The sequence below is a fragment of the Pseudonocardia halophobica genome, from assembly GCF_050948485.1.
GTDB classification, from domain to species: Bacteria; Actinomycetota; Actinomycetes; order Mycobacteriales; family Pseudonocardiaceae; genus Pseudonocardia; species Pseudonocardia halophobica.
Genome location: NZ_CP192046.1, coordinates 6,264,437 through 6,287,374 on the forward strand (window position 1 = coordinate 6,264,437; position 22,938 = coordinate 6,287,374).

At 74.6% G+C, this 22,938-nt stretch carries 20 protein-coding genes; 6 read left to right on the forward strand and 14 right to left on the reverse strand.

Annotated features, from left to right (window positions below; genetic code table 11):
• Nucleotides 1-236 precede the first annotated feature (236 nt).
• Together ACQP04_RS29900 and ACQP04_RS29905 are read left to right on the forward strand one after the other, a co-directional pair.
• Complete coding sequence (locus ACQP04_RS29900; RefSeq protein ID WP_433503866.1) at nucleotides 237-896, forward strand: ACT domain-containing protein; 660 nt, start codon at nucleotides 237-239, stop codon at nucleotides 894-896.
• Between the two features lie 5 nt (nucleotides 897-901).
• Complete coding sequence (locus tag ACQP04_RS29905; protein ID WP_433503867.1) at nucleotides 902-2,059, forward strand: PucR family transcriptional regulator; 1,158 nt, start codon at nucleotides 902-904, stop codon at nucleotides 2,057-2,059.
• 3 nt (nucleotides 2,060-2,062) lie between these two features.
• Here ACQP04_RS29905 and ACQP04_RS29910 read toward each other — a convergent pair whose 3' ends face one another.
• From ACQP04_RS29910 to ACQP04_RS29940, 7 genes are all read right to left on the reverse strand, one after another.
• Nucleotides 2,063-3,256 carry a fatty acid desaturase family protein gene (locus ACQP04_RS29910; protein ID WP_433503868.1) on the reverse strand — a complete coding sequence of 398 codons (1,194 nt, stop codon included), beginning with the start codon at nucleotides 3,254-3,256 and terminating at the stop codon, nucleotides 2,063-2,065.
• Between the two features lie 64 nt (nucleotides 3,257-3,320).
• Nucleotides 3,321-4,409: a ferredoxin reductase gene (locus ACQP04_RS29915; RefSeq protein WP_433503869.1), complete on the reverse strand. Its 1,089-nt coding sequence runs from the start codon at nucleotides 4,407-4,409 to the stop codon at nucleotides 3,321-3,323.
• 154 nt (nucleotides 4,410-4,563) lie between these two features.
• Nucleotides 4,564-5,286, reverse strand: a complete 723-nt coding sequence (locus ACQP04_RS29920; RefSeq protein WP_037044851.1) for a 3-keto-5-aminohexanoate cleavage protein — start codon at nucleotides 5,284-5,286, stop codon at nucleotides 4,564-4,566.
• 166 nt (nucleotides 5,287-5,452) lie between these two features.
• On the reverse strand, nucleotides 5,453-7,786 hold the full coding sequence (ligA, locus tag ACQP04_RS29925; protein WP_433503870.1) for an NAD-dependent DNA ligase LigA: 2,334 nt from the start codon (nucleotides 7,784-7,786) through the stop codon (nucleotides 5,453-5,455).
• Between the two features lie 50 nt (nucleotides 7,787-7,836).
• Nucleotides 7,837-9,510: an AMP-binding protein gene (locus ACQP04_RS29930; protein WP_433503871.1), complete on the reverse strand. Its 1,674-nt coding sequence runs from the start codon at nucleotides 9,508-9,510 to the stop codon at nucleotides 7,837-7,839.
• Nucleotides 9,507-10,328, reverse strand: a complete 822-nt coding sequence (locus ACQP04_RS29935) for an alpha/beta fold hydrolase (protein ID WP_433502874.1) — start codon at nucleotides 10,326-10,328, stop codon at nucleotides 9,507-9,509. The genes ACQP04_RS29930 and ACQP04_RS29935 overlap by 4 nt, the downstream gene beginning before the upstream one ends.
• Nucleotides 10,325-11,155 (reverse strand): MaoC/PaaZ C-terminal domain-containing protein, encoded by an 831-nt coding sequence (locus ACQP04_RS29940; RefSeq protein WP_433503872.1) that lies wholly within the window; start codon nucleotides 11,153-11,155, stop codon nucleotides 10,325-10,327. The genes ACQP04_RS29935 and ACQP04_RS29940 overlap by 4 nt, the downstream gene beginning before the upstream one ends.
• A gap of 109 nt (nucleotides 11,156-11,264) precedes the next feature.
• Between ACQP04_RS29940 and ACQP04_RS29945 the strand changes: the two genes are divergently transcribed.
• Both ACQP04_RS29945 and ACQP04_RS29950 read left to right on the forward strand, forming a co-directional pair.
• On the forward strand, nucleotides 11,265-11,888 hold the full coding sequence (locus ACQP04_RS29945) for a TetR/AcrR family transcriptional regulator (RefSeq protein ID WP_433503873.1): 624 nt from the start codon (nucleotides 11,265-11,267) through the stop codon (nucleotides 11,886-11,888).
• A 110-nt stretch (nucleotides 11,889-11,998) separates the two neighbouring features.
• Nucleotides 11,999-13,363: an MFS transporter gene (locus tag ACQP04_RS29950; protein WP_037044846.1), complete on the forward strand. Its 1,365-nt coding sequence runs from the start codon at nucleotides 11,999-12,001 to the stop codon at nucleotides 13,361-13,363.
• Between the two features lie 62 nt (nucleotides 13,364-13,425).
• Here the strand turns inward: ACQP04_RS29950 and ACQP04_RS29955 are convergent, their stop codons facing one another.
• Nucleotides 13,426-14,673, reverse strand: a complete 1,248-nt coding sequence (locus tag ACQP04_RS29955; RefSeq protein ID WP_433503874.1) for a methionine synthase — start codon at nucleotides 14,671-14,673, stop codon at nucleotides 13,426-13,428.
• 164 nt (nucleotides 14,674-14,837) lie between these two features.
• On the opposite strand from ACQP04_RS29955, the gene ACQP04_RS29960 reads away from it, so the two are divergent.
• Nucleotides 14,838-15,632 carry a hypothetical protein gene (locus ACQP04_RS29960; RefSeq protein ID WP_433503875.1) on the forward strand — a complete coding sequence of 265 codons (795 nt, stop codon included), beginning with the start codon at nucleotides 14,838-14,840 and terminating at the stop codon, nucleotides 15,630-15,632.
• A gap of 3 nt (nucleotides 15,633-15,635) precedes the next feature.
• Here the strand turns inward: ACQP04_RS29960 and mnmA are convergent, their stop codons facing one another.
• The 6 genes from mnmA to ACQP04_RS29990 form a co-directional block, all read right to left on the reverse strand.
• Nucleotides 15,636-16,712 carry a tRNA 2-thiouridine(34) synthase MnmA gene (mnmA, locus tag ACQP04_RS29965; protein ID WP_433503876.1) on the reverse strand — a complete coding sequence of 359 codons (1,077 nt, stop codon included), beginning with the start codon at nucleotides 16,710-16,712 and terminating at the stop codon, nucleotides 15,636-15,638.
• Between the two features lie 10 nt (nucleotides 16,713-16,722).
• Entirely contained in the window at nucleotides 16,723-17,934 is a 1,212-nt protein-coding gene (locus ACQP04_RS29970; RefSeq protein ID WP_433508463.1) for a cysteine desulfurase family protein, read from the reverse strand.
• A 119-nt stretch (nucleotides 17,935-18,053) separates the two neighbouring features.
• Nucleotides 18,054-18,956 (reverse strand): lysophospholipid acyltransferase family protein, encoded by a 903-nt coding sequence (locus ACQP04_RS29975; RefSeq protein WP_433503877.1) that lies wholly within the window; start codon nucleotides 18,954-18,956, stop codon nucleotides 18,054-18,056.
• Between the two features lie 32 nt (nucleotides 18,957-18,988).
• Complete coding sequence (locus ACQP04_RS29980) at nucleotides 18,989-19,750, reverse strand: GNAT family N-acetyltransferase (RefSeq protein WP_433503878.1); 762 nt, start codon at nucleotides 19,748-19,750, stop codon at nucleotides 18,989-18,991.
• Nucleotides 19,751-20,360: 610 nt separating this feature from the next.
• Complete coding sequence (locus ACQP04_RS29985) at nucleotides 20,361-21,308, reverse strand: electron transfer flavoprotein subunit alpha/FixB family protein (RefSeq protein WP_433503879.1); 948 nt, start codon at nucleotides 21,306-21,308, stop codon at nucleotides 20,361-20,363.
• 40 nt (nucleotides 21,309-21,348) lie between these two features.
• On the reverse strand, nucleotides 21,349-22,134 hold the full coding sequence (locus ACQP04_RS29990) for an electron transfer flavoprotein subunit beta/FixA family protein (RefSeq protein WP_433503880.1): 786 nt from the start codon (nucleotides 22,132-22,134) through the stop codon (nucleotides 21,349-21,351).
• Between the two features lie 471 nt (nucleotides 22,135-22,605).
• Here ACQP04_RS29990 and ACQP04_RS29995 point away from each other — a divergent pair, with 471 nt between their 5' ends.
• Nucleotides 22,606-22,920 carry a hypothetical protein gene (locus ACQP04_RS29995; protein WP_433503881.1) on the forward strand — a complete coding sequence of 105 codons (315 nt, stop codon included), beginning with the start codon at nucleotides 22,606-22,608 and terminating at the stop codon, nucleotides 22,918-22,920.
• Nucleotides 22,921-22,938 lie beyond the last annotated feature (18 nt).

The window sequence follows — 22,938 nt, forward strand, 5'->3', positions numbered from 1 at the left end:
GGCTCTGGGGGTGGACGCGACCTGGTCACTCGCGCCCGCGGGCTCGGGCGGCCCGGCCCTGCCGAGTCTATTCGCGCCCACCGACGGTCCGCCGACGGGTTTCGCCCGCGCTGTCAACCCCCTGCGCCTGTGCCCGGCCCCCGCGGGTTTGGCAGGATCGACCCACGGCGACGCCCCCGGCCGCGGCGGGTGGGCGCCGTCGTGTCGTGCGGTCGGTCAGAGGGAGGCGTGGCGGAGTGTCGTTCCTGCTCCGGGTGGTCCTGCCGGACAAGCCGGGCATCCTGGGCGCGGTCGCCACGGCCCTCGGCGCCGCCGGGGCGGACATCCTGGGCGTCGACGTCGTCGAGCGGACGGACGGGCAGGCGGTCGACGACCTGGCCGTCGAGCTGCCGTCGGGGCGCCCGCCGGACGTCCTGATCACCGCGGCCGAGTCGGTGCCCGGCGTGCAGGTGGAGTCCGTGCGGCCCTACAGCGGACGCCTGGACACCCACCGCGAGCTCGAGCTGGTCGACGCGATCGCCTCCGACCCCGAGCACGGGCTGAAGCGACTCGCGGAGGAGGTCCCGCGGCTGTTCCGCGCGGGCTGGGCGATCATCGCCGTGCGCGAGGAGGGCCGCTCCTACCGGTTGGCCGACTCCTCGGCCGCGCCGGAGACGCGGGCCGGCGACCTGCCGTGGCTCCCGCTGGACAAGGCGATGATCGTCGACCCCGAGGTGCACTGGGTGCCCGAGCCGTGGAGCGCGCTCGACACCGAGCTGGCCGCCGCGCCGTTCGGCAGCTCGCTGCCCGCCAAGGCGCTGGTCGTCGGGCGTCCGGGCGGGCCGGCGTTCCGGCCGTCGGAGCTGGCGCGGCTGACCCACCTCGCCGGCATCGTCGCGACTGTCCTCGGGTCCTGACGACCGTGGACCGGCCCTGGGCGCGCGTCCCGTCGGCGGCGGGCAAGGCGCTGCGCCCGTACGTCGTGGGAGCGACAGACGAGATCATCGCCGAGGTCCGGGCACAGGTCGCGGAGTACGCGCGGCCGTTGAAGGGCAACTTCGGCAACCGGATCACGCAGGGCGTCTCGGTCGCGTTGGACCAGTTCGTCGGGCTGCTGGGCTCGGACACGGATCTGCCGGACACCCGGATCTACGCCGAGCTGGGACGCGTCGAGCACCGCGAGGGCCGCACGCTGGCCGCCCTGCAGAGCGCCTACCAGGTCGGCACCCGCACCGTCTGGCGGGCGGTCGGCGAGAGCCCGGTCGCCCGGGCCCTGCCGCCCGACGTCATCTTCGCGCTGGCCGAGGCCCTGTTCTCCTACGTCGAGCAGCTCTCGGCGGCGTCGGTCGCCGGGTGGGCGCAGGAGGAGGCCATGCAGGCGGGCTCCCTGCAGACCCGGCGCAACGTCCTCGTCGAGGCCCTGGTCGCGCGGCCGCCGGTCGAGGCGGCGGAGATCGAGAAGCTGGCCACGGCGGCGGGCTGGACGGTGCCCGCCCGGCTGGCGGCCCTCGTCGTCGACGGCGCCGTGGAGGTCGCCGCGCGGATCCCCGGCGCGGTCGCGGCCGATCTCGACCCGGCCGGGGTCGCGTTCGTGCCCGCGGTGCGGGACGGGCTCGACGAGGTGGTGCGCGCCGCCCTGCGGGACAGGTCCGCGGTCCTGGGTCCGGTGGTGCCGGCGGCCGAGGCGCACCGCTCGGCGGCGCGGGCGCGGTCCGCGTGGCCGGCGCACGCGGCGGGGCTGCTCGCCCGGGACGGCGACCCGCTCCTGCGCGCCGACACACACCTCGTCGAGCTGCTGCTCCTCGGGGCTCCCGATCTCGCCGCCGACCTGCGGGACCGGGTCACCGGGCCGTTGCAGGACATGCCCTCCGGGGCGGCGGCGCGGGCGCTGGAGACGCTGCGGGCGTGGCTCGACGCCCACGGGGACGTCAGCACCGCGGCGGCGGCCCTGCACGTGCACCCGCAGACGGTGCGCTACCGCCTCGCCAGCCTGCGGGAGAGCTACGGCGAGGCGCTGGACGATCCCGCCCAGCGCCTTGAGCTCACGGTCGGCCTGCGTGCCCTCGACGCCAAGCCCTGAGGTCTACGCGGCGAGGCGGGCCGGGGCGGCGCGGCGGACGGCGCGGCCGATGCGGCTGCGGGGCGTGGGCTTCGGGGCACCGTAGCGCTCGTGTCCGCCGGGGAAGGCCAGCCGGATGATCTTGCGCCAGACCTTCGCGTACTGCGTCGGCAGCGGCCCCGCGTTGTACGGCAGACCGTAGCGCTCGCAGATGTCGCGGACCTTCGGCGCGATCTCGGCGTAGCGGTTGCTGGGCAGGTCGGGGAAGAGGTGGTGCTCGATCTGGTGCGACAGGTTACCGGTCATCAGGTGCATGGCCTTGCTGCCGGTCAGGTTCGCCGAGCCGAGCATCTGCCGGATGTACCACTGCCCCCGGGTCTCGCCCTCGAGCCGCTCCTCCTCGAAGGTTTCGGTGCCGTCCGGGAAGTGCCCACAGAAGATCACCGCGTGCGACCAGACGTTCCGCACCGTGTTCGCGGTGAAGTTCGCGACGAGCGTCGACAGCGCCGACGGCCCGGACAGCAGCGGGAACAGCACGTAGTCCTTGGCCGCCTGCTTGCCGATCTTGCGCAGGGTCGCGGCGATCTGCGGCTTCGCCTCGGCCCAGCTCTTCTCGCCGCTGCGGATCTTGTCCGTCTCGATGTCGTACAGCGCGATGCCGTACTCGAAGATCAGGGACAGCCCGACGTTGGTGAGCGGCTGCAGCAGATCCGCGGGCTTCCACTCCTGCTCCGGCGTGATCCGCATGACCGTGTAGCCGAGGTCGCGGTCCTTGCCGCGGATGTTGGTGAAGGTGTGGTGCTCGTAGTTGTGCGAGCGCTTCCAGAACTCGGCCGGGTCGACGTGGTCCCAGTCCCAGGTCGTCGAGTGGATCTTCGGGTCCCGCATCCAGTCCCACTGGCCGTGCAGGATGTTGTGTCCGAGCTCCATGTTCTCGAGGATCTTCGCGACCGAGAGCGCCGCGGTCCCGGCGATCCAGGCCGGCGGGAACTTCGAGAAGAGCAGCAGGCCGCGGCCGCCGAACTCCAGCCCGCGCTGGGCGCGGATCACGGCGTGGATGTAGCGGGCGTCGCGTTCGCCGCGGGAGGCCACGACCTCCTCGCGGATCGCGTCGAGCTCCGCGCCGAGCGCCTCGACCTGCTCGTCGGTGAGGTGCGCGGCGGCGGAGACGTTCTCGGGGGCGGTCCCGGCGGGGGCCTGGGGGTCGCGACGAAACATGCGGTGTCTCTCCAGCTCGGTGAGGGTGGTGCTGCCGCTCCGGGGGCGGTCGGCGCGCACGGGTCTACAGGTCGAGGGTGATGTCGCCGGTGGGAGCGGAGACGCAGGTGCGGACGGGGCGGCCGGGCTGGTCGGCGGAGTCGATCAGCTCGCCGGACTGCAGGTCGCGGACCGCGCCGGCCTGCAGCTTCCCGACGCAGGTGTGGCAGATGCCCATGCGGCAGCCGTTGGGCAGCAGGGCGCCGGCGGCTTCGCCGGCCAGCAGGACGGGGGTGTCGGGCTCGGCGTCGGCCACGAGACGGCTGGTGGCGAAGGTGATCCGGCCACCGGTACCGTCCGCGCTCCCGACACGTTTGGGCGCGAACCGCTCGACGTGCAGCAGCTCGGGGTCGCCCGCCCGCTCCCAGTGCTCGGCGAGGGTGTCGAGCAGACCGGCGGGCCCGCAGGCCCAGGTCTCGCGGACGGCCCAGTCCGGCACCTCGTCGGCGAGGGTGTCCGGGGTGAGCCGGCCCTCCCCGGCGGTGTGCCGCTCGACGAGCCGCAGCCCGGTGCGCGCGGCCAGCGCGCGCAGCTCCGAGCCGAACACGACGTCGCCGGGCGTGCGGTCGCAGTGCACCAGGACCGCGCCGGACAGCGCGGCCGGGTCGAGCGAGCGCAGCATCCCCATCACCGGCGTGATGCCGCTGCCCGCGGTGACGAACAGCAGCTTCTCCGGGGTGGGCTCCGGGAGCGTGAACTCCCCCGCGGCCGGGCCCAGCCCGACGACGCTGCCCACCGGCGTGCCGTGCGCGAGCCGGCCGGACAGGATCCCGCCGGGCACCGCGGTGACGGCGACGGACAACAACGGGTCGCCGGGTCGCGAGGTGACCGAGTAGGTCCGCCAGTGCCAGACGCCGTCGACCTGCAGCCCGATCCCGAGGTACTGGCCGGGCACGTGCCGCGCGAACGGTGTGCCCGGCCGCAGCACGAGCGTGGTGGTGTCGGGGGTCTCGCGGACCACCCGCACCACGCGGGCGCGGGGCGCGGACCGCGACCACATCGGGTTCAGCGTGCCCAGGACGTCGTCGGGCACCAGGGGCGTGATCAGCAGCCCGGCGGCGGCACGGACACGCCGGGCCACGCGGCTGTCCCGAAACCGGCTTGCGGAGCTCATGACGTCAACGGTAGGGATCACGGATCGGTCACGACCACGACCACAGCCACGGCGTGCGGCTGGTTTCTGTTGCCCAACCAACAAGCTCGACGGGCAGGGGTGACGACCGCTCCGAGCGGGAACCCCGGGGATTTCCCCGTCGTTCGTGCGGCCGTCAGACGCGGATGGCGAGCGCGGCGCGGACGAGGTCGTCGTTGCCGGTGGCGAGCCAGCCGTCCGGCCGGACCAGGACGTCCTCGAAGCCGATCCGGGTGTCGACGCCCATCCGCAGCGCGTACTCCAGCACCGGCCAGGCGCCGTCCTCCTCGCCGTGCAGCAGCACCGGCACGGGCAGCTGGCCGAGCGCGCGCACGATCCGGACGGCCTCGGCGACCGCGGTCTCCGGGTCCGACACCACGGTCGACTCGGCGAGCACGCGCACGGTCCGCGGCGGGACCCCGCTCTGCCGCAGCGTGACCGCGTCGCCGCTGGTCCACACGCCGAGCTCGACGCCGATGCCCACCGACGCCGCCGCCTTGCAGACCTCGACCCAGCCCTTCTCGTGCACGTTGACCGAGCAGACGTCCGGCTTGCCCAGGCCGAGCCGGCCCCAGCTCAGCACGGCCTCGATGCGCAGGTTCGGGTCCGGCTGGATCCACCGGCCGGTGGTCACGCCGATCTCGACGCCGGGCGCCTCCTGGCGGATGAGCGCGACCGCGTCACCCACGTGCACCGGGTCGATCGTCTCGTGGCCGAGCGGGTCGCGCGGGTGGACGTGCACGGAGCCGACGCCGAGGCGGGCGACCGCGCGGGCGTCCCGGGCGAGGTGCCGGGCGAGGACGGGCAGCGCCGGGTGCGCGTCCTCCGGACGCGAACCGTTCAGAACCGCCTGCAGCACCCTGCCTCCTCCGTCTCCGCAACGATTCCGCGCCGAACCCACGCAGGCACCGGACGGCGCGACGACCGGTCAGACCCGTGCGGGGAGCGGAAGCCGCGAGCCTAGTGGGCCCCTCGCGCGGGTCCGCGCGACCGGGCCGGGAGATCCCTCCAAGTGCTGACGCGTGTCACGCTCCCGATGCGGCTGCGGCGTGTCGGGTGGCCTCGTCCGGGCCGCGGTCCAGCAGGACGCGGAAGCCCTCCTCGTCGAGCACCGGGACACCGAGCTCGACGGCCTTGTCGTACTTGGAGCCCGGGGCGTCCCCCGCCACGAGGAACGCCGTCTTCTTCGACACCGACCCGGCGGCCCGGCCGCCGCGGGCCATGATCGCCTCCTTGGCCTCGTCCCGGGAGAAGTTCTCCATCGAGCCGGTGATGACGATCGACAGGCCCTCCAGGGTGCGCGGGACGGACTCGTCGACCTCGTCGACCATCTGCACGCCCGCGGCCCGCCACTTCGCGACGACCTCGCGGTGCCAGTCGACGGTGAACCAGTCCCGCACCGCGGCGGCGATCGTGGGCCCCACGCCCTCGACGCCTGCGATCGGCGCCAGTGCGGTCGCGACCGCCTTCGCCTGGGCGCGCGTGGCCGCCTTCTGCGCCCGCTCCGCCTCGGCGGCGAGGGCCTCGGGATCGGCGTCCTCGGCCGATGCGTCGGCGGCGGCCTCGGTGTCCGGGGTGGCCTCGGTGTCCGGGGCGGCCTCGCCGTCGGGGTCCTCGGCCGCGGACCCGTCCGAGGTGATCTCCACCCCGGCCTTCTCGGTCTCCTCCCGCGCGGTGGCCGCGGCCTGCTCGATCGCGTCCATGGAGTGGAACTCGCGGGCCAGCGCCTGCGCGGCGGTGGGTCCGACGTGCCGGATCGACAGGCCGACCAGCACCCGCCACAGCGGCCGGTCCTTCGCCGCCTCCAGGTTCTGCAGCAGCTTGCGGCCGTTGGCCGACAATGCGCCCGCCTTGGTGCGGAAGAGGTCGACCTGCAGCAGGTCCTCCTCGGTGAGGGCGAACACGTCCCCCTCGTCGTGCACCACACCGGACTTCAGCAGCGCCGTGGCGGCCTCGTAGCCCAGGCCCTCGATGTCGAACGCCCCGCGGCCGGCCACGTGGAACAGCCGCTCGCGCAGCTGCGCGGGACAGGACCGGGCGTTGGGGCAGCGCTGGTCGACGTCCCCCGCCTTCTGTCGCACCAGCTCCGTCCCGCACTCCGGGCAGTGCGTGGGCATGACGAACGCGCGCTCCTCGCCGGTGCGCACGTCCGTGACCGGGCCCAGCACCTCGGGGATCACGTCGCCCGCCTTGCGGATGACCACGCGGTCGCCGATCAGCACGCCCTTGCGGCGCACCTCGTCCTCGTTGTGCAGCGTGGCCATCGAGACCGTGGACCCCGCGACCAGCACCGGCTCCATGACCGCGAACGGGGTGACCCGCCCGGTGCGCCCGACGTTGACCTGAATGTCGAGGAGCCTGGTGAAGGCCTCCTCCGGCGGGTATTTGTAGGCGATCGCCCAGCGCGGCGCGCGGGAGGTGGCGCCGAGGCGGCGCTGCAGGGCCACCTCGTCGACCTTCACCACCACGCCGTCGATCTCGTGCTCGATGTCGTGCCGGTGCTCGCCCCAGTACGCGACGTGCGCCACCACCTCGTCGATCGAGGTGAAGACGGTGGTGCGGGTGGAGACCGGCAGCCCCCACGCCTGCAGCGCCTCGTAGGAGTGCGACTGGGTGACCGGGGTGAAGCCCTTGCGCTTGCCCAGCCCGTGGCAGATCAGCCGCAGGTTGCGCGACGCGGTGACCCGCGGGTCCTTCTGCCGCAGCGAGCCGGCCGCGGTGTTGCGCGGGTTCGCGAAGGGCGGCTTGCCCGCCTCGACCAGCGCGGCGTTGAGCCGCTGGAAGTCCTCGAGCCGGAAGTACACCTCGCCGCGCACCTCGACGAGCTCGGGCACCGGGAACTCCTCGGTGCCGGTGAGCTTCTCGGGCACCTCCTCGAGGGTGCGCATGTTGAGCGTGATGTCCTCGCCCGTGCGCCCGTCCCCCCGGGTGAGCGCTCGGGTGAGCACCCCGTTCTCGTACAGCAGGTTCACCGCGAGTCCGTCGATCTTCAGCTCGCACAGGTAGTGCAGGTCCGCCCCCACCTCGCGGACGGTCCGCTCCGCCCAGGAGCGCAGGTCCTCCTCGCTGAACGCGTTGTCCAGGCTGAGCATGCGTTCGAGGTGGTCGTACGCCGTGAACTCGGTGGAGAACCGGCCGCCCACCTTCTGGGTGGGCGAGTCCGGCGTGCGGAGCTCCGGGAACTCCTCCTCCAGCGCGATCAGCGCGCGCCACAGCTCGTCGAACTGGCCGTCCGAGACCACGGGCGCATCGAGCACGTAGTACCGGAACTGGTGGTCCGCGACCTCGGTGGCCAGGGCGGCGTGCCGCTCCCGCGCGTCGTCGGGAACGGTGCTGGTGGGTGGGCTGTCCGGGCTCACGGGTGGCAGGTTAGTAGGCCCCACCGACACTTCCGGGTGAGCGGGCGCGCTCACCGTGCGGCGGCGGCCCACTCCCGCAGCGCGGCGGCGCGGATCTTGGTGCCGTTGGTGCCCGAGGTGGTCGGCATCGCCTCGATGACGTGCACCGTCTCGGGCACCTTGAACTTGGCCAGCCCGGCGGCACACCAGGTCCGGAGCGCGGCCGGGTCCGGCGCGCGGCCCTCCTCGGGCACCACGAAGCCGATCGCGACCGTGGCCCCGGACGCGTCCGGCACGCCGACGACCTTCGCGGTGTGCACGTCCGGGTGCGCGGCCAGCCGCACCTCGATCTCCGCGGGATCGACCAGGAAGCCGTGCAGCCGCAGGGCGTCGCCCATCCGGCAGACGTAGGCGAACACCCCGTCGTCGACGATCGTGCCGAGGTCCCCGGAGTGGAACCAGCCGTCCCGGGTGAACGCGTCGGGGACCTCGGCGCCCAGGTAGGCGTCGACCACGTTGGGCCCGCGGAACTGCAGCTCGCCCTCGTGCCCGGGGGCGAGCACCTCCTCGGTGACCGGGTCGGCCACCCGCACCTCGATCCCGGGGTGGACGACGCGCCCGCCGCCGACCCAGCGGGCCGGCTCCGGCTCGTCGTGCGGCCAGTGGGAGGTGAGCGCGAACAGCTCCGACGAGCCGTAGACGCCGGAGGTCAGCGTGCCGAACTCGTCCCGCGCCCACACGGCGAGCTCGCGGGAGCGGCCCTGGAAGTCCGCCACGCCCCACCAGCGCCAGGCCGACAGGTCCCGCCGGCCCTTACGCCAGGCGTCGGCGAGCCGCAGCACCAGGTCGTCACCGCCGACGACGTGGGTGACGCGCAGGGACTCCATGTCGTCGAGCACCGCGTCGGCCGAGAAGACCGGGGCGAAGACACAGACGCCGCCGGCGGCCAGCGCGGCCATCGCGGTCTGGTAGCCGAACACACCGGAGAGCGGGAGCGCGCAGAGGACGTGCTCGCCCTCGGCGATCCCGATCGTGGCGGCGTCGGCGGCCGCGTGGGTGAGCACGCCGGTGGCCGAGTGCGCGGCGAGCTTCGGCATGCCCGTCGAGCCGGAGGTCGTGAACGCCACGGCGAGGTCAGCCGGGTCCGATCCCGGCACGTCGCCCTCGGTCAGGATCGGCACCCAGGCACCCCCGCCGACGTCGGCGACCGCCGGGTCCGGCGCCTCCCGGCCCGGTCCGGCGACGACGGCCACCGGCAGGGCGGGTCCGTCGCCGATCGCCTCCTTCAGCCGGCCGAGCAGGTCTAGGCCGTGGAAGTCGTGGGCCAGGGCGACGAGCTTCGGGCGGGCGCGCTCGAGGACGTGCCGGACCTCCTCGACGTTGTACCGGGTGTTGATCCCGATGACGTGCGCCCCGCGCGCAGCGACGGCGAACTGCCAGGCCAGCGCGTCGCTCCAGTTGGGCATCCACACCGCGACGCAGTCGCCGGCGGCGATCCCGCGGGTGCGCAGCTCCTCGGCCAGCGCGCCGGTGCGGCGCCACAGCTCGCCGCGGGTGACCGGGATCCGCTCGCCCGCCGGGCCCTTGTCCAGCACGACGACCGCGTCGGAGTCCCGCGCGGCGATGCGGCCGAGCAGGTCGGGGAGGTCCCGCGGCACCGGGCCGGACGCCGGGAGGGCGGACACGTGATGCGGCGCGACGAGCGGCTCGCGCTCCTCGTCCGTCCCGCTCGGGACCTCGCTCATGCCGCCACCTCGTTCCCGAGCTCGGCGAGCCAGCCCGCGAGCACGCCGTCGAAGCCCTCGATCTCCTCCATCGGATAGTGCCCGATCCCGTCGAGCACCGTGCACCGCGCGCCGGGGATCAGCGCGGCCGCCGCGGCCGTGCCGGCGGCCGGGACCCACAGGTCGTCCGCGCCGACGACCAGGTGCGCCGGGCAGGTCACCCCGCCGAGGCGCTCGCGCAGGTCGTGCGTGGTCCAGCCGATCAGGTCCGAGTTCGAGATCGCCGGGTCCTCGCGGCGGTGCATGGTCGCGATCAGCTCGGCCCGCTCGGCCGGCACCGACCGCCCGACGACGGCGAGCGTCCCCAGGTAGGTCCGGTCCGTCCGGCTCGGGGCGGCGACGTCGGCCAGCTCGCGGCGCAGCCCCCGCTCCGAGGGCGTGCCGCCGGTCCAGGCGTTCGCCGCCATCGCCACCACGCCCGCGAGCCGGTCCGACGCGCGCGCGGCCAGGTCCAGCGTGATCTTCCCGCCGATCGAGCAGCCGACGACGTACGGGCGCGCCAGCCCCAGCGCGTCGATCAGCTCGAGGCACCAGGCGGCGTAGTCGCCCAGGTCGGTCACCGGGCCGCCGGGCGCGGGCTCCGACCGGCCGTGGCCGGGCAGGTCCGGCACGACGACCCGGAAGCCGCGGGCGGCGAGCGCCGGCGCGACGTGGCGCCACTGCACCCCGCTCTGCCCCGCGGTGTGCAGGCAGAGCACGGGCGTGCCGGCTGCGTCCTGCCCGCCCGCCCCGTGCTCCTCGACGAACGCCAGCGCGCCGCCGATCCCGATGTACCTCATGCGATCCCCCGGGCCGCGTCGACGATCAGGTGCAGGGCCCTCGTCAGGCGCAGGTACTCGTAGCCGTTGCCCCGCATCCCGAACCGGCCGGACATGGCGAAGCGGGTGAACTCGTTGGCCGGGGCGGTGACCAGCTCGGTCCAGGTGAGCTCGTCGGTCTCGACGGTGAACGTGGGGCCCAGCGCCGCGCGGGAGGCCACCTCGATGACCTTGCCGCGGTAGACCCGCAGGCAGACCTCGTGCTCGCCGGCGCGCAGCCCGACCGCCCCGTCCCAGGTGGCCAGCGACTCGGCGAACTCCGGCGCCAGCCCGGCGACGAGCGCCTCGCCCCACGCGACGGTGCCGAAGGCGCGGCCGACCGGATCGGGGCCCGGGCCCGCGGCGTCGACCAGCGCGGCGGTGGTGCCTTCCTGCACGGTGCGGCCCTGCTCGTCGACCAGCCGCATGTGCCGGGTGACCACGCCGCGGTCGCCCTTGCGGGTGCGCCGGCAGCGCACGACCGTCATCTCCAGGTGCACCGTGTCGCCGACGCGCAGCGGGAGCCGGTAGCTCCAGTGCGTGTCGAGCAGCCCGCGGATCGCCGAGCCGTGCAGACCGAGGGACTGCAGCAGGCCCATCGCGACGGCCAGGCCGAACGGGCCCTGCAGGATGCCGTCCGGGCCCGTGTGCAGCGGGTGGTCGTCGCCGGAGAGCCGGGTGAACTCCGCGAGGTCGGTGGCCGTGACGGTCCGGGGCGCACTCGTGAAGCGCTCCCCGACCGTGAACTCCTCGAACCGGCGGCCGGGCCCGGTCCGGGTGTCGGGTCGCAGGACCTGCTCGGTCGGCACGCGGACCCCTCTCGTCGACGACGGTGTACGAACGAACGTTCTTGCACGTTCGACGAAACCACCCTGCCGCACCGGTCGTCAAGCGCCGGGGCTGCATTAGCCTGGCGGCATGAACGATCGTTCCCCGACGCTGCTGGTCGCCGACACGGGGCGCGGGAACGAGGCCGCGATCCTCAACGCCGCGCTGGCCGCGTTCGGCGCGCAGGGGTTCAACGGCGCCTCGATGCGCGAGGTCGCGAAGGGCGCCGCCACGAGCCTGTCGAACCTCTACAACTACTTCCCCTCGAAGTCGCGCCTGCTCGCCGAGGTGCTGCGGCACGCCAACGCCGAGCTCGAGGCGCGGGTCCGCCGGGCGGTCGCCGACGCCGGCGACGACGCCACCTCCCGGATGCGCGAGGCGGTGCGGGCATACGTCGGGTTCGTGGTGGACCAGCAGCTCGCGATGCTGGTCTCCACCGCCGAGGTGCGCTACCTGCAGGGCGAGGACCGGGCGCGGCTGGTCGCGGACCGCGACCGCACGCAGGCGATCTTCGCCGACATCGTGGAGCAGGGGGTGGCCGGTGGGGAGTTCCGGACGCCGCACGCCGCCGACGCCGCCCGCGCGATCCTGTCGATGGTCAACGCCGTCGCCACCTGGTACCGGCCGGACGGCCGGCTCTCGCGCGGGCAGCTCGCCGAGCAGCACGCCCGGTACGCGCTGGCCCTGCTCGAGGCGCCGCTCCCCCGGGCCTGACCCCCCACCCTTGTCGACAGGGGACACCGCGGTTACGGTAAGAACGATCGTTCGTACCGCCGTCCGCACCCCGCGGGCGACGCACCCGCACCGTGGCGGAGGTTGCCGACATGTCCCCCGACAAGCTCGACCGGACGGAGCACACCGCTCCCCCGCGCATGGGAAGGCTCGCCGCGGCCGCGGTCTTCGCCACCACGCTCGAGTGGTTCGACTTCCTGATCTACGCGACGGCCGCCGCGCTCGTGCTCGGCCACCAGTTCTTCCCCTCGGTCAGCCCGGTCGCCGGCACGCTCGCCTCGTTCGCGACCTTCGCCGTCGGCTTCGTGGCGCGGCCGCTCGGCGGCATCATCGCCGGGCACGTGGGCGACCGGTTCGGCCGCAAGCCCCCGCTCGTCGTCGCGATGCTGGTCATGGGCATCGCGACCACCGCGATCGGCGTGCTGCCCGGCTACGCGACCATCGGCGTGTGGGCGCCGGTCCTGCTCGTCGTCGCGCGGCTGGTGCAGGGCCTGGGCGTCGGCGCGCAGTGGGGCGGCGCCGCGCTGCTGCTCACCGAGCACGCTCCGGTGGAGCGCCGCGGTTTCTACGGCAGCCTCGTGCAGACCGGCGCGATCTTCGGCGCCGTCGCCGGAAACGTCTTCTTCCTCATCCTCACCGCGGTGCTCACCCCCGAGCAGTTCGACGCCTGGGGCTGGCGGGTGCCGTTCCTGTCCGGCCTGCTGCTGGTGCTGATCGGCATCTACGTGCAGCTGAAGATCGAGGACACCCCGGTCTTCCGCGAGCTGCAGCACCGCTCGGCGGAGTCGAAGCGCGAGGCCGGGCTGCGCAAGGCGCCCCTGGTGCAGGCCGTCCGCCGGTATTGGCGGGAGATCCTGCAGGCCGCGGGCGCGTTCTTCGTGGTCAACGCGACCTTCTACATCCTCATCAGCGGCATGCTGGACTACGCGACGAAGACCGTCGGCATGTCCCGCACCGCGATCCTGTGGTGCGTGATGGCCGCCGGGCTGACCCAGGTCGTCACGATGCCCTTCTTCGGCGCGCTCACCGACCGCATGGGCACCCGCAAGAAGCTGTACCTGACCGGCACCGTGCTGATGGCGCTGTTCGCCTTCCCGATGTTCTGGCTGGTGAACACCGGCTCCGTGCCGCTGGTCTTCCTGGCCCTGCTGATCGGTTTCACGATCCACGCCACCATGTACGGCCCGCAGGCCACGCTGTACGCCGAGATGTTCCCGGCCGACGTCCGGTACTCGGGCGCCTCGCTCGGCTACCAGTTCGCGTCGGTGTTCGCGGGCGGGCTCGCCCCGTTCATCATGGCGGCGCTGCTGGCCGCGACCGGCGCCTCGTGGTCGGTGTCGCTCTACATCATCGCGGGCGCGGCGGTCACGTTCGTCGCCGTCGCGACGATCAAGGAGCGCTTCCGCCGGGACCTCTACGAGACCTCCGACGCCCCGGTCGCCGCGCACGCGTCCTGACCCGACCCGGACGAACGGCGCCTTCGCTCGCTAGGAAAGCGAGAGCGCCGTTCGTTCGGGGGTCAGCGGCCGGTCTGCTCGGTGCTCGGCAGTTCGTCCGGGTCCGCGAACGCCTTGCCGAGGTCGCGGCTGAGGTCCATCGCCCGGCGCGCCCAGGCCGGGGTCGCGCGGGCCAGGCCGGCGGCCGGGGTCGGGACGGCCAGCTCGGCCAGCCGCGCCCGGTCGAAGCCGAGCCGGTCGGCCAGGTCGAAGGCCCGGCGGGCCAGGGTGGCGGTCTCCAGCGGCTCGCCCGGGTCGCGCACCGGGACGAGGCCGAGGAAGAGCGGCAGGCCGGCGTCCCACACCTCGCCGACGGCGTCGAGCGCCGCGGGCACCGCCGTGTCGCCGGAGATCGACGGCCGGGTGCCGTCGATGGCGAGCCCCGCGGCACCGATGTCGCGCAGCAGCCGCAGCGGCGGGCGGTCGCCGGGCACCCGTACCGTGACCGGCACCCGCAGCGCGGAGATCATGTCCCGCAACGTGTCCTGGGCGTCCGGCTCCGCCACCGCGCGCACCGTGCCGTAGCCCGACGCCGTGGGCAGCGACCCGGCGAGGACCGCGGCGAGCCGCGGCTCGTCGAGCTGCACCACGACGTGTGCGCCGGTCCGCGCCGCCACCTCCGCGACGTGCGCGCGCAGGCCCTCGGTGAGGCTGACCGCGAACTCACGCACGGCCCCGTGGTCGGTGAGCACCCGGTGCCCGCTCGCCAGCTCGACCGACGCCGCGAGCGTCCACGGGCCCACGACCTGCACCTTCACCCAGTCCGGCCGGGTCCGGTCGCAGGCCTCGTCGAGGGCGTCGAGGTCCGAGCGCAGCAGGTCGACGGCGCGGCGGTGGTCCCTGCCCGGGCGCGCGGTGACCCGCCACGCCGTCGGGACGACCTCCACCGCCAGGTCGACGAGCAGCCCGGCGGCCCGGCCGACGGGATCCGCCCCGACACCTCGGGCCGGTAACTCCGGCAGGTGCGTGAGCAGCGGGAACTCCCCCGCGACGGTCTCGGCGGCCTCCCGCGGATCGGTGCCGGGCAGCGAGCCGACGCCGGTCGCCGCGCCCGCCGGCCAGCGCTCCTTCGGACCCTCCTCCTCGGGCTCCTCCGGGGCCGCGCTCACCTGGATGCGCGGCTCGGGGGCGACCGACTCGCCGGGCTCGACGTCGCCGAGGCCGGCCGCGGCAAGGGCGGCGGCCAACGGGTCGTCCTCGGCTTCGGACTTCTCCTCGCCCAGGCCGGCGGCGGCGAGGAGGGCGGCCAGCGGATCGTCGGGCGTGCTCACGGGTGCGAGTCTCACACTGCGGCCGGCGACGTGCCGCGCCGGGCCCGGTTGCGCGGGCCGTGCGGGAACTGCGTACGGACCGGGGTCCTCAGGCCCTGCCCGGGCACCCCGCCGCGCGCCCATGCTCGCCACCGCACGAGCGCCGCTCAGGGTTGGGGGACCTCATGGGCTCACGGACGGGCATCCGGACGAGACGGCTGCTGGGGGCGGCGACGGCCGCCGTCGCCCTGGTCGGCGGAGCGGCCGCCTGCGCGACCGGTTCGGCCCCGGCCGCGGGCGCCGCGGAGGCCGCCGCGCCCGCCCCCGCACCCCTCGACACGACCTGCACCAACCTGCTGAAGATCGACGCCGTCCCGCCGCCCGCGGGTGACCCGGGGACGTCGGACCCGGCCGCCGTGCGGGCGTGGGCCGGTCAGATCCTGCCGTTGCTGGACTCCGCCGTCGCGACGGCGCCCCCGGACCTGCGCCCGACGCTCGCCACGCTGCAGGGCGTCCTGCAGTCGGCCGCGGCCACGGGGACGGCGGCCCCGGCGGACGCGCCCGTCGTCGCGCAGAGCGTGAACGAGTACGAGACGTGGGCCTACGAGCACTGCGGCTACCAGCAGGTGCAGGTCACGGCGACGGAGTACCGCCTCGACGGCGTCCCGGCGACGCTGCGTCCCGGGCCGACGGCGGTCCGGCTGCTGAACCGGTCGACCGCGAACCTCTACCACGCGGTGCTGATCGTGCGGCCGAAGGACCAGGCGGTGACCGTGGCGCAGGTCCTCACCACGCCGCCGGAGCTGCTGGCGCAGCAGGTCGACGTGGTCCCCGGCGCCGCGACGGCGGCCCCGGGCGAGCAGGGCGGGATGCTGGTCGACCTGCCCGCGGGGCGTTATCTCGTCCTCTGCCCGCTCGGCAACGGCGAGGGTCCGCCGCACCTGATGCGGGGCATGGTCGCGGAGGTGTCGGTGAGCTGAGCGCTACGCGGTGGCGGTGATCGTGGCCGAACCGAGCACGACCGCGCCCGCCGGGTCGTCCCGGTAGAAGGCGATCGCCTGGCCGGGGGCGACCCCGCGCAGCGGCTCGGCGAGCTCGACCCGCACGCCGTCCTCGACCGGGGTGGCCTCGGCGGGCGCGGTGCCGCCGTGTGCGCGGACCTGCACGGTGCACGCGAACGGACCGCCGGGCGCGGTGCCCGAGCACCACACCGGCCGCCGGGCCTCCACGGCCCGGACGCTCAGCGCCGACCCCGGGCCGACGGTCACGGTGCCGCTGACCGGCTCGATACCGAGGACGTACCTTGGGCGGCCGTCGGCGGCGGGCCGGTCGACGCCGAGGCCCTTGCGCTGCCCGACGGTGAAGCCGTGCACGCCCGCGTGCGCGCCGAGGACCTCGCCGGTCGCGGCGTCGACGATCTCGCCGGGCCGCTCGCCGAGGCGCTCGCGCAGGAAGCCGCGGGTGTCGCCGTCGGGGATGAAGCAGATGTCGTGGCTGTCCGGCTTCGCCGCGGTGCGCAGCCCGAGCCGCGCGGCCTCCTCGCGGATCGCGGGCTTCGCGGTGTCGCCCACCGGGAACATCGCGTGCGCGAGCTGGTCGGCGCGCAGGACCGCGAGCACGTAGGACTGGTCCTTCCCCGCGTCGGTCGCCCGGCGCAGGACACCGCCCTCGAGGCGCGCGTAGTGGCCGGTGCACACGGCGTCGAAGCCCAGTGCGAGCGCCCGGTCCAGCACCGCCGCGAACTTGATCTTCTCGTTGCAGCGCAGGCAGGGGTTGGGCGTCTCGCCGGCGGCGTAGCTCGCCACGAAGTCCTCGACGACGTCCTCGGCGAACTCCTCGGACAGGTCCCAGACGTAGTACGGGATGCCGAGCACGTCGGCCACCCGTGCGGCGTCGGCGGCGTCCTCGCGTGAGCAGCAGCCGCGGGAGCCGGAGCGCAGCGCGTCCCGGGTGCGGGACAGCGCGAGGTGGACGCCGACGACCTCGTGCCCGGCGGCGACCGCCCGCGCCGCGGCGACCGAGGAGTCGACGCCGCCGGAGAGCGCGGCCAGAACCCTCATCGGAACCGCCTCACGAGCTGCCGGCGGCTTCCCGCCGGCGCGTGCCGCCCGCGCTGGCCCGGCGGGCCCGCTCGACGACGGGACCGATGACGTCGACGACCGCGGCGACGTCCGCCTCGGTCGTGGTGTGCCCCATGGAGAAGCGCAGCGAGCCGCGGGCCACCGCCTCGCTCGCGCCCATGGCCAGCAGCACGTGGCTGGGCTGGGCGACGCCCGAGGTGCAGGCCGAGCCGGTGGAGCACTCGATGCCGTGCGCGTCGAGCAGCATGAGCAGGCTGTCGCCCTCGCAGCCGGGGAAGCTGAGGTGCGCATTGCCCGGCAGGCGCGAGGGGCCGCCGTCGATCACGGCGATGCCCGGGTCGCCGTTGAGCGTGGCGTCGGGGACGACCGCGCGGATCCGGTTCACCAGCTCGTCCCGCAGGCCGGTGAGCACGGCGGCGCGGCGCGGGGCGTCGGCGACCGCCTTCTGCACGGCGGTGGCCAGGCCGAGGACGGCGGGGGTGTCGAGGGTGCCCGAGCGGACGTCGCGTTCCTGGCCGCCGCCGTGCAGCAGCGGGACCGCGGCGACCTCGCGCCCGAGCAGCAGCGCGCCGGCGCCGTACGGGCCGCCGAGCTTGTGCCCGGTGAGGGTGAGCGCGTCGACGCCGCTGGCCCCGAAGTCGATGGGCAGGATGCCGACGGCCTGCACCGCGTCCGTGTGCATCGGGACGCCGTACCCGTGCGCGACCGAGGCGAGCTCACGGATCGGGTTGACCGTGCCGACCTCGTTGTTCGCCCACATCACGGAGACCAGTGCGGTGGCGTCGGGCGCCTCCTCGATCGCGGCGCGCAGCACCTCCGGGCGGACGCGGCCGTCGGCGTCGACGGGAAGCAGGACCAGCTCGGCGCCCTCGTGCTCGACGAGCCATTCCGCCGACTCCAGCACGGCGTGGTGCTCGATGGCCGAGACCAGCACCCGCGTGCGGCGGGGATCGGCGGCACGACGGGCCCAGAAGATCCCCTTGACGGCCAGGTTGTCGCTCTCGGTCCCGCCGGTGGTGAACACGACCTCCGACGGCCGGGCGCCGACCGCCGCGGCGATGCCCTCGCGGGACTCCTCGACCTCCCGCCGGGCACGACGGCCGGCGGAGTGCAGCGACGACGCGTTCCCGGTGCGCGCCATGGCCTCCGCCATCACGGCGACGGCCTCGGGCACCATCGGGGTGGTGGCCGCGTGGTCCAGGTACGTCACGGCCGGGACCCCGCTCGGCGTCGGGCTCCCCTGGTGGGCGCGGTCTCCTGGTCGTTCATCGCCGTTCAGGGTAGACGCCGGACCGCGGTACGGCCCTCCCACCCGGGTGGCTACCGGGCCGCCATGACCGCCCGTTCGGCCCGGGCGGCGAGCGTGCGCCGGTCCCCCTCGGGAGGCAGCGGGGGCAGCAGGGTGAGCGTGCAGTCCAGGCGCTCGAGCCGCAGGACCCGCCGCAGCGAGTTCCAGAGGGTCTCGTCGCCCACGAACGCGCCCGCCGTGGTGGGTCTGCCGTCGGGCAGGGCGAGGTCGATGCGGACGGGCCGGACCGGGCGTCCGGCGTCGAGCGCGGCCTGGAACGGGGCCCGCCGGAAGGGCCCCGACGCCGAACCGCACCAGGTCGTGCCCTCGGGGAAGACGCCGACCACCGCACCGCCGCGCAGTGCGGTCGCGGTCCCGGCGACGACGTCCGGCAGCCCGCGGAGGCCGCCCCGGTCGACGAACAGCGCGCCGGTGCGGCGGGCGATCGCGCCGATCAGCGGCCAGTCGGCCACCTCCCGCTTCGCGATCATCCGGACCGGGGCGACGGCGCCGAGCGCCACGACGTCGATCCACGACAGGTGGTTGGCGACGACGAGCACCCCGCCCTCGCCGTAGGTGGTGCCCCGGACCCGGAGGCGGACCCCGACGGCGCGCAGCACCGCCCGGAACAGCCGCGGGTTCGGCCCGATGAGGAGGACCGGCAGGGCGACGAGCAGGAGTGCGACCAGCGCGGCGAGCCGGCGCGCCACGCGGAGGGCGGTTCGCGGATCGGCCCGGCGGCCGGCGGTGGGGAGGCAGTCGGGGCCGCAGGGCGAGCAGGGCGTCCAGGCCGGTCGGTCCGCGACGGGCGGGAGGCCGGGGTGGGTGGGGTGGAGGGTGCGGAGGGCGGCGGGCGGGAGGTGCTCCGGGGGCGGAGGTACCGCGCGCCGGAGGCGCAGGGCCGTGGTCAGCGCGTCCGCGGTCCGCTCGCTCACTGCCCGCCCGGGAAGGCGCGCGGTCGGTTCGCTCACTGCTCGCCCAGGAAGAACCGGAGATAGCGCTGGTCGGCGTGGTCGAGGCCGAGGAGGACCAGGAAGTCGGCACAACCGAAGGCGGGGTCGTGGGCCGGCTCCCCGCACACCCAGGCACCGAGCCGCAGGTAGCCGCGCAGCAGCGGCGGCAGCGCGGTGCGGCGGTGTCGGGTGGCGGCCTCCGCGTCCCACGGGTGGTGCGGCGTCACGCGGTACTCGGCCGGGGAGAGGTGCGAGGCGAAGACGGTGTCGCGGACCCCGGCGGCCAGCGCGCCGCCGTCGTCGAGCGGGACGCTCGCGCAGCCCGTGAGCCAGCGGTTGCCGGTGAGCAGCATGTACCGGGCGATCCCGGCCCACACCAGCCCGACGACCGCGCCCGCCCGGTGGTCGGGGTGCACGCAGGAGCGCCCGGTCTCGACCAGCCCCGACCGGATCGGGTCGAGGGCCGTCAGGTCGAACTCGCCGTCGGAGTAGAGGCCGCCCGCGGTACGCGCCCGGCGCGGCGGCAGCATGCGGTAGGTGCCGACGACCTCGCCCGTCGCGTCCTCGCGCACCACGAGGTGATCGCAGAACTCGTCGAAGCGGTCGGCGTCGAGGCCGGGGCGCAGGGAGTCCAGCCGCGCGCCGAGCTCCCCGGCGAACACCCGGTGGCGGAGCCGCTGGGCGGCCTCGACGTCCTCGGAGTCGGTGGTCAGCAGCAGCGAGTAGCGCGTGGCCGCCGCCTCGGGCGTCCGGACCAGAACCTGGGATGAGGTCACGGGTGCTTGGTATCGGCCGGGTCCGAACACGCACGCCACCGGCGGCGACCCGGGCGTGAAGGCCCGGTGAACCTCCCCGCGCCCGTCACTCCGACGAGTGGGGTGGGCTGAGGGCGACCATGATCGGTATTCGGGTGCAGTGGGGGCGGCGCTGGGAGCCTGGGACGCACCGAAACGCCGATCTTGAGGGCGGCGAGACCTGGTACACCGGCGCTCGGCCGGGTTGGTGGCGGTCGGCAGGCGACCGGCGCAGCACTTGGAGGCCACGAGTGCCGCCCGCTCATGATCGTCATTCGGGTGCGGAAGTGGCGGCGCACAGCACGCTCACCGCACCGAATCGCCAATCTTGGAGGCGGGGAACTGGTGCAGCGGCGCCCGGCTCCTTCGGGCGGCGGGCAGACAGTCGGGCGGCGGAGTACTTGGAGGCGCCGGGACGAGCCCGGCCCGCCTCATGATCGTCGTTCGGGTGCGGCAGGGGCGGCGCGAGGCGCCTTGACCACACCGTTTCGCCGATCTTGGACGCGAGCGCTGCAGGTGGCCGGGCCGAGAACGGCGGCGGCCCCGCCCCCAGGAGTGAGGGGGGCGGGGCCGCGCGACAACCTCTGCGCAGTCAGTTCTTGCGCTTGGTGACTTCCTCCTGCAGCTGCGGCGCGACCTTGAACAGGTCGCCCACCACGCCGAAGTCGGCGATCTCGAAGATCGGCGCCTCGGGGTCCTTGTTCACCGCGATGATCGTCTTCGAGGTCTGCATGCCGGCCCGGTGCTGGATCGCACCCGAGATGCCCAGCGCGATGTAGAGCTGCGGGGACACCGTCTTGCCGGTCTGCCCGACCTGGAACTGGTGCGGGTAGAACCCCGAGTCCACCGCGGCGCGCGACGCACCGACGGCCGCGCCGAGCGAGTCGGCCAGGCCCTCGACCACGGAGAACTGCTCCGCCGACCCGACACCACGCCCACCGGACACGATCACCGACGCCTCGGTCAGCTCCGGGCGGTCCCCGACGGTCACCGGCTCGCGGGACTGCACCGTGGCGCTACGGCCCGACGCGGCCGGGACCTCGACGGTCTCCTCGGCACCCGCGCCGTCGGCCTGCTCGACCTCGACCGAGCCCGGGCGCAGCGTGAACACCGGGTGACCGGTGTTGGCCTTGGCCTCGGCGATGAACGCCCCACCGAACACCGAGTGGGTGCCACCCTCCGGGGACACCGCCACGACGTCACCGAGCAGCGCCGAGTTGGTCTTGATGGCCAGCCGGCCGGCGATCTCCTTGCCGTCCGCGGACACGCCGATGAGCACCGCCGCCGGGTCCTTGGACTCGACCAGCGCGGCCAGCACCGACACCTGCGGGGTCAGGAAGTCCGACGAGTCGGTCTCCGCGATGTAGATCTTCGCCGCGCCGTGCGCCTTCAGCCCCTCGGACAGCTTCCCGGCGCTCCCGGCCGGGCCGACCACCACCGCGGACGGCTCGCCCAGCGCGCGCGCCGCGGTCAGCAGCTCGAACGTGCTCTTCTTGATCTCCCCGTCGAGATGGTCGACGAGGACCAGAACCTCAGCCATGCCTGTGTGCCTCTTCTCGAAAAGTCTCGTCCGGGGTGGGTCAGATCAGCTTCTGGCCGACCAGGAACGCCGCGATCTTCGCGCCGCCGTCGCCCTCGTCCTCGACCTTCTCGCCACCGGACTTCGGCGGCTTGGGCTGCGAGGAGGTCACCGTGGTCAGCGCGTTGGCCAGGCCGACCTCGGAGGCGTCGATCCCGGCGTCCGCGAGCGTCAGGGTGGTGACCGGCTTCTTCTTCGCCGCCATGATCCCCTTGAACGACGGGTACCGCGGCTCGTTGATCTTCTCGTTCACCGACACCACGGCGGGCAGCTCGGTGCTCAGCACCGTGACCCCGTCGTCGGTCTCCCGCCGCACCGTCACCGTCGAGCCCTCGACGGTGAGCTCGCGGGCGTGGGTCAGCGACGGCAGGCCCAGCACGTCGGCCACCATCGCCGGGATCGCACCGATCCGCCCGTCCGAGGCCTCGTTGCCGGCCAGGATCAGGTCCACCTCACCCAGGGTGCCGATCACCTTGGCCAGCGCCCTTGTCGTCTGCACCGCGCACGAGCCGTGCAGCGCCTCGTCCGACAGGTGCACCGCCTTGTCCGCACCCATCGACAGCGCCTTGCGGATCGCGTCCGTGGCCCGGTCCGGGCCCATCGCCACGACGGTCACCTCGGACCCGTCGTTGGCCTCCTTGAGCTGCAGCGCGGACTCCACCGCACGCTCGTCGATCTCGTCCAGCACCGCGTCCGTGGCGTCCCGGTCCAGGGTGTGGTCGGCCGAGGACAGTTTCCGCTCGGAGTAGGTGTCCGGCACCTGCTTGACCAGCACGACGATGTTCATCGGACCTCTTCGACCTCCTGCCGGTTGCGCGGCGGCCGCCCCGCTTCCTGCGAGGGGGTGCCACGGCTTCTCGCCTGCCAAAACCTGCGTGCGAACCTAGCGCCGATCCCGGCTGCGTGCGCCATCGCGACGCGGGCGGGTGCCGCCGGGTTCGCCGGCTCCGTCCGCGGCCGGCACGACACCGCCCGGACCACCGGTCCGCCGGCCCCGCGCCGCCCGCGGAGCCCCGTGGATCGGGGCCCTCAGGGGCCGCGGCATGCCGTCTGACCTGGGCCCGATTGTTACCGTGCGGTATCCGAACAGCAAACGGCGCCCGGGGTGAGCCTGCTCACCAGCCCCCTCACCAGCAGGGGTTCGGCCCCCGCGGAGTGACATTCCCCGCGTCGGGCAGGGGCGGTGTCCGGCTCCGCAGCGGGCCGTCCGCCCTAGGATCGCCGTGCCGGCGCCGCGCCGGCGGACGGGGGTGCGCGCGTGCTGGTGACGGGCTACGACGACCGCACGGGTCAGGGGTACGTCGTACGGACCGGCTCCGATCTGGCCGCAGGCGCCCCCGAGGAGGGCACCCGCGAGATCACCCACGAGGGCGTGACCGTCCTGCTGACCGACGGCCTCGCCCTCCTCCTCGACGACGCCCTCGCCCACCGCCCCGTCACCCGGCTCGGCTGGGGCGGCCCCGAGGTCCCCCTGACGCTCGACGACCACACTCTCCTGGCCTGGCTGAACGAGTCGGTCGGCGGCGTGGTCACCGTGTCGAACGACCCCGGCCCCGACCCCCGCACCACCTGACGCGCGCCGGCCCGGCGG

Coding starts and splice junctions, on each gene's coding strand:
- ACQP04_RS29910 (WP_433503868.1), bottom strand. CDS start 3,256: ATGTTTCGTCGCGACCCCCAGGCCCCCGCCGGGACCGCCCCCGAGAAC.
- ACQP04_RS29990 (WP_433503880.1), bottom strand. CDS start 22,134: ATGAACATCGTCGTGCTGGTCAAGCAGGTGCCGGACACCTACTCCGAG.
- ACQP04_RS29960 (WP_433503875.1), top strand. CDS start 14,838: ATGGGCTCACGGACGGGCATCCGGACGAGACGGCTGCTGGGGGCGGCG.
- ACQP04_RS29930 (WP_433503871.1), bottom strand. CDS start 9,510: ATGAGCGAGGTCCCGAGCGGGACGGACGAGGAGCGCGAGCCGCTCGTC.
- ACQP04_RS29935 (WP_433502874.1), bottom strand. CDS start 10,328: ATGAGGTACATCGGGATCGGCGGCGCGCTGGCGTTCGTCGAGGAGCAC.
- ACQP04_RS29950 (WP_037044846.1), top strand. CDS start 11,999: ATGTCCCCCGACAAGCTCGACCGGACGGAGCACACCGCTCCCCCGCGC.
- ACQP04_RS29945 (WP_433503873.1), top strand. CDS start 11,265: ATGAACGATCGTTCCCCGACGCTGCTGGTCGCCGACACGGGGCGCGGG.
- mnmA (WP_433503876.1), bottom strand. CDS start 16,712: ATGAGGGTTCTGGCCGCGCTCTCCGGCGGCGTCGACTCCTCGGTCGCC.
- ACQP04_RS29915 (WP_433503869.1), bottom strand. CDS start 4,409: ATGAGCTCCGCAAGCCGGTTTCGGGACAGCCGCGTGGCCCGGCGTGTC.
- ACQP04_RS29985 (WP_433503879.1), bottom strand. CDS start 21,308: ATGGCTGAGGTTCTGGTCCTCGTCGACCATCTCGACGGGGAGATCAAG.